Raw genomic sequence first — 13,516 nt, forward strand, 5'->3', positions numbered from 1 at the left:
AGTGCCAATAGGAGGAAACAAGTATCAGATTAACAGGTTACGCCAAACGCTTTCTTCTGCCGAGGAATTAGCCTCTTCTCCAGCTTATGTCAATGTAAACGCTTACAAGATATTACAAACCAGCTTTTATGCTTTTAAACTTCCCTTTGATCTGAACTTGAGTTCAGCAAAGGCTTATTTCTCCAGATTTGATATTGACCGGTCAGAATTGATGAAAGCTTTTCAAAGTGCAGCCATTCCTTCTGACTTAGCAATTGCAACTGAAAAACTGGGTTTAACTGATGCAGAGAAAGATTTAGTGATCACTGCTGCTTCCGGTAAACAAAAAGCTTACTGGAATACAACCTCGGCAAACGCTTCTTCTGAAGTAGGTAATGTGGATGTATTCCTGACTAAAACCGGGCTGAGTTTTAAGGATCTGACAGTATTGCTGACTTTGAAATTCATTGATCCGGATCAAAAATTGTTTGTTAAAAACCTTGATCTGACCTGTGATACTACTACACAAAAGCTCATTAATAACCTGGATGATGTCGCTTTAGACCGTATCCATCGCTTTTTAAGGTTGCAGAAAAAAACGGGGCTGAAATTTGAGTTATTAGATGAAGTCATTTCTCAGCCGAACCTTGGCGCGGGCGATCTTCAGGAAGCGATCTTAAAGCTGGCTGATTTACAACGTATTTCAGTATTAAGTGGTCTTAAGGTGGAAGAATTAACAGGTTTCTTCGGGGGGATCCCTTATGAAATACGTACTGAAGAAAGCCCGCTGCCATTGTTTCACCAGGTTTTTCTGAATAAATCAAAAAATGGTTTCGTAGATGATCATTTATTAGAGGATACTATTGGTGGTGCTGTTTTACTATCAGTATACAGGGATAGCTTATCAGTTTGTCTGCAATTATCAGGTGATGATTTTGATCAGCTGAGTACACTTGCACCAGATGGTAAACTAAATTTTAAAAACCTGAGTGTTTTGTATGCGGTATCCAGGATGATGAAAAAAAATAGGCTTAAAACGTACTGATTTTCAAGTAGTCAATGAACTGGCGGGTTTGAGTTATGCTACAGATCCCGGTATTTTGCTGCAATTTATAAAACAGGCCATTGCTTTTCGGTCCTATCCTCAAAAGCCTGCTGATCTGCTGTTTATGCTGAAACATGAAGCGACAGATCTGGTAAACCGGGAGCTCAAAGAAGACCGGATTATCGAAGTGCTGACGCAGTTACAAAAGGATTTGAAAAAGGTGCTTACTGATAACCAATCGCTTTATAATGATGGTTTAGAAACAGATGAACAGCGCGAAGCTTTGCAAAACCAGTTAGCAAAGCTGGCCAATGTAGAACCTGACACAGTTAAAACACTGATGGGGTTTCTGGATGCAACATGGGTTACACCAGCTGCGGCCAAAACATTTGCAGATGATCATCTGGCCTATCTTGATAAAACTACGGATACCAAAAGAGAAGGTTTTGATACAACGAATATCAAAGCTAAGATAGACGATCTGGCAGCAGCCACTCCGGTGACTTTTGCAACTGTTCAGAAAACACTGTTAAAGTCTTTTTTTGATACTATATCCGTATATTTTATTGCTGACGGGAAGACAACTACTTTGGTGCAATGCCTGATGCAGACTTTCAAAGCCCCGGACGATCTGGCTAATGTGATCCTGAAATACGCCTTGTTAAGACAGCCTGCACCCGGCACTGCGGTTATTAAAGACTTACTATCATCGGATACTTTTATCAACCTGATCGCACCAATTACCAGTCTGAACTGTGTACCTCAGTTTTCAGCGCTCCGGTTATTGCATAAAATGATCCCGCTGGTTAATTCGTTTCAGCTGGAAGTAACCGATACAGCATGGTATTTTAAAAATGCAGCTGACTTAGGCTGGTTTGTATTCGATGGAATTCCTTATAATACTACGCTAAACCCTGTAAATCTGAGTTTATACGCTGATTTTATAGGAATAGTTAATTTGGCGAAATCTTTAAGCCCTGTTCCGGATCCGGCAGATGTAGAAAACCCGCTTAGTTTTCAGCGGACAATGGAGCTATTGCTTCCGGGCAATACAACCAGTCAAACGACCTGGTTCGAAACAATGTCCTTATTAACTGGTTATCAGACATCAGATCTTACTGCTATAGATGCAAGTCTGTTTACCGTATTTAATCTGGACAATTATAAGTCGTCACAAAACTGGCTGCAGGTGATCACCAATGCTGAATATCTGCGTACGCTGGGTACAACAGTTAGTCAGGTGATGGCTTTTATCAAACCTGTTTTAACGGATACAGATACCACACAACTCAGGATGGCCTTAAAAGCCCGCTATGATGAAAATACATGGTCAGACACGCTGAAAGAAATAACTGATGCAATCCGTCCTCAAAAAAGAGATGCATTGATTGCTTATTTATTAGCTGTAAACCCTGATTTGAAGGATGAAAACGATCTGTATGATTATTTTCTGGTGGATGTAGAAATGGAATCAATTCTCTCTCTTCTTCCAGAATTGTGCTGGCACATAATACCATACAGCTTTTTGTACAGCGTTGTTTAATGGGGCTGGAACCGAAATGTGCAGCTAATCTGGATGATGATCCGAGCTGGGACCAGTGGAAATGGATGAAAAACTACCGGGTTTGGGAAGCTAACCGTAAAGTGTTTTTATATCCTGAAAACTGGATTGAAGCTGAGCTTCGGGATGATAAATCATTTATGTTTAAAGAACTGGAAAATGAGTTATTACAGGATGATCTGAACAATGATACCGCCGAAGCAGGTTTAATCAATTACCTGGAGAAACTTGATAATATTGCTTTTTTAGAAGTTGTCGCGACATGGTATCAGATAGATATCAAAACTATGCACGTTTTTGGACGTACCAAAGGTGGTGATCCGGCTATTTATTACTACCGCACATTTGAGCAGGAGCGCTACTGGACGCCCTGGGAAAAGGTAGAACTGGATATTACTTCAGATCAGCTGCTCGTTTTATGCGGAATAACCGTCTTTGCCTGGCATGGCCGATTTTCAGTGATGAAGCTGAGATGAAAGATTCTGTGTCTGTACCGAGTGGTTCAGGCGGGGGCACGGTTCCGGGAAAACCAAATAAAAAACTTAAAATCCAATTGGCGATCAGTGAGTTTGCCAATAAAAAATGGCAGCCTAAAAAGATTTCTAAAGATGCGATTGAAAATCCGCCGGGAAAAGGGAATTACTGGCTGAACACGGTACCCAGAGATTTATTCAATATGATGTATGTCGAATATCTGGATCAGATCTGGTTATTCACCACCAACGGCAACAGTTATTCGCAGGAGCAAAGACTGGAAGGTGTATTCAATGTGGCGGGCTGTAAAGGCTATCCTGAACTGGTCAAAGGCTTTGGAGGCTGGAATCTGCCAGACTTTTATCCTGATTTTGAAAACACAAAACTGACTTTGCAGCGTTACAATGAAATGAGTGAAAATGCACCTGCAATGGATCGTTTGGGCGGTTCAAAATGCATTTTCTATGACTCAGTTCATGGAATTGCTGGGTGTAACTCCAGGAACTTTCCGCTTAACTTATCCTGCTCAGTTTAGCATCATTGATCTTTTAGTGATGTTGTTTGAAATCATCTTTTCCGGGATTAATGGTAATTACATGGCCGAAAGTTCCGTAGGGAGAAAGGGAAGGTTCAAAGGTGCTATGGGTACGTTTTTACCTTATTTTATGGAGGATAGTAATCATGCTTATGTAATCGTACCTGGATTCTATAACGTGTTGACCAAAGATGAGACCGGACCTCTGGTACTTCAGAAGACGGCTTCTGACTTGTTAAAACTCATTGAGGATATTATCGCCCTTGGCATGAAATACCTTGCAAAACTACAGGCTGTGCCCGCACCTGATCCGGTTGCACTGGTCAAAGAATTAAACAAGGATGAGGAGTTTCAGCGGATCAAAACAGAACTGGGTAATTACAAGGGGCTTAAATACGGTGAAGCTTTCAAAAATATGTATCATCCGTTGGTTTGTCCGCTTAAAAAGAGTTTGTACAAACTGGGAATCCCAGAGCTTATGAAAAGAGATACGCAGTTACAGCAGTCTAATTTCAATTTTCAGACTAATTACCAGCCAAATGTAAGCAGGATTCCAAGAACCTATCTGCTGGAGAAAAACGGTGTGAGAAAGCTAGGTTTCCCGGTAGAGGACATTGATTTTAGTAGTGATGGCAGTTATAGTAGCTACAACTGGGAGCTGTTCTTCCATGTTCCGTTTTTACTGGCCAGCAGGCTAAGTCAGAACCAGCAATTTGAAGATGCAATGACCTGGTTCCATTATATGTTTAATCCGACTGGCGCCTTGCCTGGTAAAGCACCAGAAAAATATTGGGTAACCAAGCCTTTTTTCCTGACGCATAAAGTAGATTATACTGCTCAGCTGATTGATAAACTGATGGATAAGGTGGCTCATTTTTCTACCGAGGATGTTTCAAAATTGGAATTGCTATTTCGCAATGGAGAGAGAAGCCATTTCAGCCTCATGTGGTAGCCCGTTTCAGACCTGTAGCTTACCAGAAAGCATTACTGATGAAATATATAGGGAATTTAACGCTATGGGGTGATTATCTGTTCAGGCAGGATACTATGGAAGCCATTGCACAGGCAACCCAGATGTATATTCTGGCTGATAAATTACTTGGCCCTAAACCAAGGGTGATTAAGCCTGTAATTAAAGCTCCTTATGAAACTTATAATCAGCTGGAAGCACATATTGATGCTTTTGGAAATGCACTGGTTAACCTTGAAAATGTTTTGCCTGATTTATCGGTATTACCAGAAGGAGGAGCCGAATTACCTCCGCCGGATGTGACCTTATCCATGTTGTATTTCTGTATCCCTAACAATGATCAAATGAATACGTATTGGGATCAGGTAGCGGACAGGTTATTTAAAATCCGTAATTCTCAAAATATTGACGGTGTATTCCGCAGTCTTGCTTTATTTTGCGCCTCCGATTGATCCGGGAATGCTGGTTCGGGCTGCTGCCTCAGGAATGGATCTTTCTTCTATCCTTGCGGGAATGAATGCGCCAACTCCTTATTACAAGTTTAATGTTTTGTCTCAGAAAGCGACTGAACTTGCCCAGGAAGTCAGAGGATTGGGCAGTTCGTTACTTCAGGCTCTGGAAAAGAAAGATGTTGAAGGAATGGCTTTATTAAGAAGCGAGCTGGAGATTCGCGTTTTAAATGCTGTAAAGGATATGAAAACGCTTCAGATTAGTGAGGCCAAGGAGCAGATTAAGGTATTGGAAAAAACAAAAATTGTCACTGAAGCACGTCATAGCTATTTTAGAGATATTAGTTATATCACGTCTAAGGAGCAATTAAACCTTGATAAACTGAGTGAATCCCATGATTATCAAATGGCTTCGCAGATTTTGGGAGCTACAGCAGGTATCCTTGCACTGATCCCTGATTTAGACATTGGTGCTTCTGGTTTTGGGGAAGTCCGCTGGCCGCAGTAAAATGGGGAGGTAGTTTCCTTGCGCACTCTGCAAATGCAGCTGCGGGAGTCTTGAATGTGTTAAGCTCGGCAGCTTCTTATGAGGCAAACAGGGCAGCTACTGCGGGTAGTTATGACAGACGTTTTGCGGATTGGAAATTACAGGAAACATTAGCTGCAAAGGAACTGGATTCTCTGGATAAACAGATTTCTGCTGCTCAGATCAGACAGGAGATTGCAGAAACAGATTTACGTAATCATTTGATACAAATTGATAACGCGAAGAAAACTGATGATTTCATGCATAATAAATTCACTAATAAACAGCTTTATGACTGGATGATCGGGCAGGTGAGTGCTGTTTACTTCCGGGCTTATACGCTGGCTCATGATGTTGCGAAAAAAGCGGAACGGAGTTATCAGTATGAACTGGGTAACGGGGATACTTATATCCAGTATGGCTATTGGGATAGTATGAAAAAAGGTCTTCAAACTGCCGACAAGCTACTGCATGATATCAAAAGAATGGAATGCGGGTATTTAGATAAGAACAGGAGAGAGTATGAACTGACCAGACATGTTTCAGTTTGCCTGCTTGATCCGCTTGCCCTGGCACAGTTGAGAGCTACTGGAGTATGTGATTTTGACCTGCCTGAAGCCTTATTTGATATGGATTATGCGGGGCAATATTTCAGAAGGATTAAGTCTGTGAGTATCAGTTTACCTTGTATAGCCGGCCCGCATACAGCGGTAAGTGCCAAATTATCCCTTGTTAAGAATAAATACCGTAAAAACATGAACCCGGATAATTCGGCAGCAACAGGTTATACCGAAGATCCGGCTGGGAATGACGAACGCTTTATTTTCAATTTAGGTGCAATTCAGTCTATTGCAGCAAGCAGCGGTCAAAATGATAGTGGTGTATTTGAGCTAAATTTCAAAGATGAACGGTATTTGCCTTTTGAGGGGACAGGTGCGATAAGCAGCTGGAGACTTGAATTGCCAAAAGACATCAGACAGTTTGATTACAGTACTATTGCAGATGTAGTTTTACATGTTAAATATACAGCCAGAGAGGGTGGATCTGTGCTTAAAGGTTTAGCCGAAACAAGTCTTAAAGGTCGTTTAAATGCGATACATCAGACGCTGAACGAAACCGGTTTGCATATTGGTATTAACCTGAAACAGGATATGCCTGATGTTTGGAATCTGTTGCTTAAAAACGCTTCTGCTCCGGTAACGATCAGCAAATTCAGGCTGCCGTATTTTGTACAGCCTTTAACGACTACAATCAGTAAGGTGATTTTTGTGGCAAAGGTTAAAGGTGATCCGGGCAGTTATACGGTGAAAATCAATGGAACTGACCTGAATCTTTCCAAATCTTCTAATTTGTTGAAAGCGGAAAATATTACAATTCAGCTGGATACAGAGTTTATCTTATCTGGAACTGCACTTCAGGTCGCTAAATTGGAAGAGCTGGTTATGGTGGTGAAATACGGGGTTTAAGTCAGTCAGTGACGGGTCTGATACCGATTAAGTTCTGTAAGGCATCTATGTTGGGAAGGGGTTGGTAAGGCCAATGGCCTTACCAACCCCTTCCCAACATAGATGCAGTACGTATGTTAAAGAGTCTTCTTCCAGTTTGATAAGATTTGAAAATCTTATAACTTTGTACATGCTTGTTTTTCTGACTTTACTGAACGCATTAATTTTTATGATACTTTCTTTCATCCATGTTTATTGGGCATTTGGCGGCCAGTGGGGGAAAGAACTTTCGGTACCCACAGTCAACTCTGGTGAAAAATTATTTGTTCCCGGGGTTCGTGCAACGCTTACTGTTGCTGTTGGACTCCTGATTTTTGCAGCGATCAATCTCAGCATTCAGATTTGGCCGGATTCAGGCATCAATCCATTATATATCAAATACGGAATTCTGGTTATCGGTTTGATTTTCCTGTTGCGGACGATTGGTGATTTTAACTATGTTGGGTTGATGAAAAAACATAAAACATCGGGTTTTGCCAAAAATGATACGAGGTTTTTTATATTCCTTTGTGTTTAGTGATTTTTATTTCTCACGTATTGATATTTTTTTTGTTTTAAAAAGCCTTTTAAAATTTATCTGGTGAATTTTAAGCCTGCTCTTAACCTGATAAAGATCATTTGTCTACCTTTGGGAGGTTTCCGGAATCATATTTGGAAATAGAATATTAATTTGCTGATATGCGTCAAAAAGTGCTTTTTTTTGGATTAATTCTTATAGGTCTGATTACCTGTTGTATTACAGGTTGTAAAAAGAAAATATCTACTGCCAGTTCTGCTTTTTATTATTGGAAAACCACTTTTTCATTGGATAAATCACAGGCCGCTCTTTTAAAAGATGCAGCAGCTAACCAGTTATATCTGCGCTTATTTGATGTAATCTGGGATGAACAGCAAAAAGATGTACGTCCAAATGCGATCATTAGTATCAATCAGGATATTCGTCAGTTCCATGTTGTTCCTGTCATATATATCACGAACAGAACTTTTGAAAAGTTATCTCCTGATCAGACAGCTCCATTGGCAGAAAAGATTAATAAATTGATTAATGACATCACCACGCAGAATAAGATCCCTTATGAACGTGTACAAATAGATTGTGACTGGACTACAGGTACTAAAAACCGCTATTTTGCTTTTCTTAAAGCATTTAAACAATTGAATAAGAAACAGCTGGAAGCAACCATTCGTTTGCATCAGGTCAAATATGCAGATCGTACAGGCGTGCCTCCGGTTGATAAAGGATTGTTAATGTTTTATAATATGGGAAAAGTTTCTGCGAATCTAAAACAGCGAAACTCCATTTACAATACGACTGATGCAGCAAAGTATGTTAAATACCTGCCATTATATCAATTGCCTTTAGATATCGCTTTACCCTTATTTTCGTGGACAATACAGATCAGAGAAGGAAAAGTAATTCAGATCTACGGAAAGATAGGGCAGCAGGAACTATCAGATCGACTAATTTTAAGCAAACAGGTCAGGCAAATGTTTACCAGGCGAATAAGAGTTTTTATTCCGGCGGAATTTATATCAAAGAGAATGATTTGTTTAAACTCGAAACTGTAAATCCAAAGCTGCTTGATCAGGCCGCCAGTCAATTATCAAAACACCTTGCACATCTTGAAAAACGCAATATTATATATTATGAATTATCAACCAACGCTGCTTCTGCGCTTGAAGCAAAAGATATCAAAGAAGTTTCTGCTCGTTTTTAGTGTCTGCTCCATTGCGGTGGCAGGTATTGTAGTTGCCTGTGGTGATGGAGGGTATTATGATGATTATGAAAGCTCTAGTTTTGCACCGGAAGCCTTTGTAAACAGCAATTATTCGCCCTTCTTCTTTACAAGTTCGACTACTTATTATAATGGGTATTATTTGGACGATAGCAATACGCGCTATAACCAGTTGGTTGTTAGTGAGTGGAATTCGTGGTTTGATAATCAGGTAGATACGGCTCGCTAAAAACATTGTTGATTAAGGCGACTGCCGGAAATATTGATTCAGCTTCCAGATATTATAAAGGAAAACTGGATATATTGGCCGCTGGTTTGCCGGATTTAAAAAAATCAAAGGCGGATAAAAAGAAAGTAAATGCTTTTTTTGATTATTTGCTTTTAGCTAAAGAATGTGAAGTTTATTCGGTGGGTTCAGGTGATTACTGGTCTTACGAAAAAACTCCGGTCAAAGAAGTGCCTGTTGCTTTAGAGAATACTTTAATGCAGGCTGTAAAACAGGCAAAAGATCCTTTTATTAAAGAACGCCTGTGGTTCCAGATGGTACGTTATTACTATTTCAAACAGAGGCAGCACGCCGCGGATCCCGTAAAAGCTGATGTGCCACTGCCTGCGTATTTTGCTAAAGAAGGGGCTTCTTTTCCAAAGAATATGATTTATTATCGTGCGCTTGGCTACCTGGCTGGATATTATTATCAAAAGGGGGAGTATGCACAGGCAAACTATCTGTATAGCTTATGTTATAACTATTCTTTTGAAATGAAAATCCCAAGCAGATGGAGTTTTCATCCTCAGGACGAGAAAGATTGGCTGGCCACATTAAACCTTGCTAAAACCGGAGAAGAGAAAATCACTTTATGGCATATGCTTGGAAGCAGTGGGGATGAAGCGCGTGCAATTAAAGAAATTTATGCAATTGACCCGAAATCTGAAAAACTTGATCTGCTGTTAAGCAGACTGGTGAATATCAGAGAAGCAGAAGGCCAGGCGTCAAAAGATACGAGTGCAACCAGTAGAACTAAACGTGTTGAAACGGCCAGTGAACGTACATTGGTTAACAAAATCGCCAGCGAGGATAAAACGCTGAAACCTTATTATTGGAATATGGCAGCTGGTTACATGAATTCACTTTCAGGTAATTATACGGTTGCAAGAACATTTTATGGTAAAGCAAAAAAGCAATTGCCTAAAAATGATACGTTGGTTATGGCACAGTATAAGGGCTCGACTGGTTGCTTTACCTGAAACAACTCAAACGTATAGATGCTAAAACTGAGGCTGAAATGGTGGAGCCGCTAAACTGGCTGAACAATTTAAGTAAGAATAAAAAATCTATCCCAAATCTTCGTTTCAACAGTGCAATAGCCCAAAGTATGAACATCTTATCAGATCTGTATAAGAAACAGGGGGATGTTTTGAAAGCTTATTTCTTTCATCCGGAAATGGGATTTTATAATAGCAATGCGAGGATAGAGGCTGCAAAAGCACTTTTGAATAAGAAAGATAAAACAGCTTTTGAGCAATCCATGCTGAATTACTATTCGATCAATGTGGGACAGCTAAGCTATTTGCAGGCTATATTATTGGTATATCAGGAAAAATTGGATGAAGCTGTTGTTTTAATGAAGCAGTCTGATACGGTGAACAGGTCTGTTATGTATGCTAATCCTTTTAATATCAATATCAAGGATTGTCATGATTGCGATTTTGACGCTGATAAGACAAAAAAAAAACATTTCACTGTATTGGGTTTTCTTGAAGCCTTAAAAACTATTAAAGGAGACCTGGCCGCTGGTAAAAATGTATCCAGAAATGCAGCTTTAATAGCCAATGCTTATTATAATATTACCCATTTTGGTAATGCCCGTGTGTTTTACTATTCGGCTACCGTAACTGAAAGTTATGGAGATTCACCTTACAGCATTCCTTTGCCATATAGAAAGATAGTAACTAATAGCAAAATAGCTGAGAAGTATTATCTTTTGGCCAGATCCGGTGCTAAAACAAAGGAACTAAAGGCGAAATATACTTATATGGCTGCTAAATGTGAACGAAACGAGATCTATAATGTACAATATAATAGTCCGGATAACAAAAGAAAATATCGTTGGGAATTTGATTTCAGCAACATACCTGCCGGTAAATATTTTGCGGAACTGAAGGCTCAATACGGCCAGACAAAGTATTATCAGGAAATATTAAATGAATGTGGTTATTTTAAAAAACGTAAGTAAAAAACATTAATATCATTGACAGTCCTGAACCGGCTGGTATCAAAAAGGGGCAGATGTTTTCATCTGCCCCTTTTTGATTAAATAAAACCCGGGTTTATCCTGTTTGAAAGGAAGTTCTATTTGGAATGGTACTTAGCGTTACGCTGATCGCTGATTTTACCTTTCCAGTTTAATCCATATCCAAAATCATAAACGTTCCCCAGAGCATCTGTGTGACAGTTCATGTCAAAAGGGGTGTCTTCATATTGCTTCTCTACTGTTAGCATGTCAGCGGGCATCTGAACAGGTAACAATCCAGAAGGCTCTGCAGCTCCTGAGATAATATCCAGTACAGCCTGACCCGAAACGCCAAAATGTAATACAATTCCTTCAACCTGTTTTTCAAACTCATTAAATATCATTGGTTTTGATGCGTTCACAACCACAATAACCGGTTTTCCTTTCATGGCTGATTTAGTATCAAGGATAGTCCTCAGATCCATTGTATTGTAGGCAGTAACGGTTTTGTTGGCGTAAGAACGATTGTCTATGGACGGATCAATAACCGGATCGCCAGCGGCCATACTTTTTGTTCTTGCAGTTGAAGCGGTATAAGCATTATATTGTAAGGTGATCGGAACATATCCATTGCCTCCTGATTTTCTGTCATTCAGGTCATACCCGCCATCTGCGCTGTATGGACTGGATACGAAAACAATAGAGAAATCAGCCTGAGCAGGATCTTCTGTCAGGTTATAATACTTTTTCACCAGATTGATATCTACGGGGAAATCAAATTTAGGCGCAGATAAGTTTCCCCACCAGTCTTTTGAAGCAGGATAGTAAATCTTAGGTACAAATACTGTCTTGTTTTTGGCCATAGGCAGAACAGAAGACTTGTTTTTAAGCAAAATCACAGATTTTAACTGCGCCTGAAAACCTGCTTTCATAAATTCTTTATTTCCTACGATCTGTTTACTTTCCTGAGGATCCAGATATGGGTTTTCAAAAGCCCGACGACTCTGAAAATGTTTTTTAATAATCTGATTGCTGAAGTTTCAAATCTGGTCCGCATAAATTTCTCTCCGTATTCTTTGATACCGATTTGATAAGCAGCCAGAATAGGTTTCACCTCATTATTACCGCCAAACTGATCTACACCAGCCATGATTACCTGATAATGTCTTTCATTGATTGATAAAGCTTCTGCGCCCCATGGTTTACCTGCAAAAATATCAGGAGTAGCTCCTTCATTTCCAGTAATCAGCCAGTCTGTGCAAACTACGCCATCATAATTGTATTTCTTTCGGAGCAGATCTGTGATCATATACTTGCTATAACCATTGGCTACATTTTTTCCGGAAGGGTCTTGTCCGTATGTAATTGTATAATATGGCATAACTGCTGACGCTTCTTTGGTCTTTCCGTCAAGTTTAAAGGCTCCTTGTGTAAAAGGATAAAGATGCTGTTCCAGATTTTTGCCGGGATAAACAGCAAATTTGCCATAAGCCCAGTGTCCGTCTCGGCCGCCTTCTTCTGCACCTCCGCTGGGCCAGTGTTTGACCATTGCATTTACACTTTTATAGCCCCATCCATCTTTGATTTCATCCTTTCCAAAAGAGGTTTGAAAACCGTCAATGTAGGCACGGGCCATATCGGCAGCTAACAATGGGTTTTCACCAAAAGTCATTGAAATACGGTACCAGCGTGGTTCTGTCCCCAAATCAATCTGGGGTGAGAGGGCTGTTGAGATGCCTAATGCGCGATATTCCTGCGCGGCAATATGCCCAAATTCTTTAACTATTGCCGGATCAAATGTTGCCGCCATACCAAGTCCGTCAGGCCACATAGAAATTGTCCCTCCGGCACCGGCATTGAATTCACTGTTTATGGTGGCAGTATGGCGTGGATCAGTGCTGGTGTTTCCCGGGATACCGAAGCCTGTACCTTCTACAAAGGCCTGCATGTTGTTATTCCATGCGGCAGCAACTTCCGGACTTTGAACTTTGGGATCAGTATGTGTGTCTGAGATTGTCTTCTTTGAGAAATTTCTTTTGGTTATCACTCAGGTCTTCGGCTTTAGCTTTGCCCTTGCTGAAAACCAGTCCGTTATAGGTAGCAGAGCCAAAACCTGAATCAGAAGCCGGGATCATCTGGTGGCCGCTATAAAGCATTAACCCCGAGATTTGTCCGATGGTCATCTGGCGGGCTAAATCTTTAGCTCTTTCTTCTGGGTTGAGTCTCCAGTCTTCGTATTTATCAAGCTTGCCATTTTTGTTCAGGTCCTTGAATTTAAGTCCGTCAACTGTCAATATTTTGACACCTGATGCGGGATTATATCCCAGGACGATTCCATTTGGGTTCGTGATCAGTTTATAGTTTTTTCCTTCCTGAGCATTTGAGATCTGGCAACAGGAAAGTGCAAATAGGGTTAAGACTACCTTTTTCATACAGCTTTGGTTTTGTTTTTTTATAGGCTTAAAGCTTGTTATCAGGTTGATTGGCAGACCAATCAGTTCTTTT

At 40.3% G+C, this 13,516-nt stretch carries 15 protein-coding genes and 1 pseudogene; 13 read left to right on the forward strand and 3 right to left on the reverse strand.

Annotated elements, in window-relative coordinates; translation table 11 throughout:
* The first annotated feature begins 1 nt into the window (after position 1).
* The 13 genes and pseudogenes from ACWYN3_RS04985 (at position 2) to ACWYN3_RS05045 (ending at position 11,014) form a co-directional block, all read left to right on the forward strand.
* Positions 2-1,024, forward strand: coding sequence for a hypothetical protein (locus ACWYN3_RS04985; RefSeq protein WP_456220150.1), 1,023 nt, complete (start codon positions 2-4; stop codon positions 1,022-1,024).
* A gap of 28 nt (positions 1,025-1,052) precedes the next feature.
* A complete protein-coding gene (locus ACWYN3_RS04990) occupies positions 1,053-2,567 on the forward strand; it encodes a neuraminidase-like domain-containing protein (protein ID WP_456220151.1) in 1,515 nt (504 codons plus the stop codon).
* Positions 2,522-3,594, forward strand: a pseudogene (locus ACWYN3_RS04995) (neuraminidase-like domain-containing protein). The gene ACWYN3_RS04990 and the pseudogene ACWYN3_RS04995 overlap by 46 nt, the downstream one beginning before the upstream one ends.
* Positions 3,524-4,546, forward strand: coding sequence for a hypothetical protein (locus tag ACWYN3_RS05000; protein ID WP_456220152.1), 1,023 nt, complete (start codon positions 3,524-3,526; stop codon positions 4,544-4,546). The pseudogene ACWYN3_RS04995 and the gene ACWYN3_RS05000 overlap by 71 nt, the downstream one beginning before the upstream one ends.
* A complete protein-coding gene (locus ACWYN3_RS05005; RefSeq protein ID WP_456220153.1) occupies positions 4,540-5,016 on the forward strand; it encodes a hypothetical protein in 477 nt (158 codons plus the stop codon). Before ACWYN3_RS05000 ends, ACWYN3_RS05005 begins: the two co-directional genes overlap by 7 nt.
* Positions 4,991-5,521 (forward strand): hypothetical protein, encoded by a 531-nt coding sequence (locus tag ACWYN3_RS05010; protein WP_456220154.1) that lies wholly within the window; start codon positions 4,991-4,993, stop codon positions 5,519-5,521. Before ACWYN3_RS05005 ends, ACWYN3_RS05010 begins: the two co-directional genes overlap by 26 nt.
* 56 nt (positions 5,522-5,577) lie before the next feature.
* Positions 5,578-7,005, forward strand: a complete 1,428-nt coding sequence (locus ACWYN3_RS05015) for a Tc toxin subunit A-related protein (RefSeq protein ID WP_456222887.1) — start codon at positions 5,578-5,580, stop codon at positions 7,003-7,005.
* Positions 7,006-7,213: 208 nt separating this feature from the next.
* Positions 7,214-7,561, forward strand: a complete 348-nt coding sequence (locus ACWYN3_RS05020) for a DUF3995 domain-containing protein (RefSeq protein ID WP_456220155.1) — start codon at positions 7,214-7,216, stop codon at positions 7,559-7,561.
* A 161-nt stretch (positions 7,562-7,722) separates the two neighbouring features.
* Entirely contained in the window at positions 7,723-8,613 is an 891-nt protein-coding gene (locus ACWYN3_RS05025) for a hypothetical protein (RefSeq protein ID WP_456220156.1), read from the forward strand.
* Positions 8,592-8,762 (forward strand): hypothetical protein, encoded by a 171-nt coding sequence (locus ACWYN3_RS05030; RefSeq protein ID WP_456220157.1) that lies wholly within the window; start codon positions 8,592-8,594, stop codon positions 8,760-8,762. The genes ACWYN3_RS05025 and ACWYN3_RS05030 overlap by 22 nt, the downstream gene beginning before the upstream one ends.
* Positions 8,763-8,778: 16 nt before the next feature.
* Entirely contained in the window at positions 8,779-9,009 is a 231-nt protein-coding gene (locus tag ACWYN3_RS05035; RefSeq protein WP_456220158.1) for a hypothetical protein, read from the forward strand.
* Between the two features lie 8 nt (positions 9,010-9,017).
* The gene (locus tag ACWYN3_RS05040; protein ID WP_456220159.1) at positions 9,018-10,025 is read left to right on the forward strand and encodes a hypothetical protein; all 1,008 of its coding nucleotides are present in this window, start codon (positions 9,018-9,020) and stop codon (positions 10,023-10,025) included.
* Positions 10,013-11,014 carry a hypothetical protein gene (locus ACWYN3_RS05045; protein WP_456220160.1) on the forward strand — a complete coding sequence of 334 codons (1,002 nt, stop codon included), beginning with the start codon at positions 10,013-10,015 and terminating at the stop codon, positions 11,012-11,014. Before ACWYN3_RS05040 ends, ACWYN3_RS05045 begins: the two co-directional genes overlap by 13 nt.
* A 116-nt stretch (positions 11,015-11,130) precedes the next feature.
* On the opposite strand, the gene ACWYN3_RS05050 is transcribed toward ACWYN3_RS05045, so the two are convergent.
* Genes ACWYN3_RS05050 through ACWYN3_RS05060 form a run of 3 tightly spaced genes read right to left on the reverse strand, consistent with a single transcriptional unit; the run spans position 11,131 to position 13,443 of the window.
* The gene (locus tag ACWYN3_RS05050; RefSeq protein WP_456220161.1) at positions 11,131-11,943 is read right to left on the reverse strand and encodes a glycoside hydrolase family 3 C-terminal domain-containing protein; all 813 of its coding nucleotides are present in this window, start codon (positions 11,941-11,943) and stop codon (positions 11,131-11,133) included.
* 14 nt (positions 11,944-11,957) lie between these two features.
* On the reverse strand, positions 11,958-13,058 hold the full coding sequence (locus ACWYN3_RS05055) for a glycoside hydrolase family 3 N-terminal domain-containing protein (protein ID WP_456220162.1): 1,101 nt from the start codon (positions 13,056-13,058) through the stop codon (positions 11,958-11,960).
* Positions 13,006-13,443 (reverse strand): hypothetical protein, encoded by a 438-nt coding sequence (locus tag ACWYN3_RS05060; RefSeq protein ID WP_456220163.1) that lies wholly within the window; start codon positions 13,441-13,443, stop codon positions 13,006-13,008. Before ACWYN3_RS05060 ends, ACWYN3_RS05055 begins: the two co-directional genes overlap by 53 nt.
* Positions 13,444-13,516 lie beyond the last annotated feature (73 nt).

The sequence above is a fragment of the Pedobacter sp. NJ-S-72 genome (assembly GCF_053890575.1).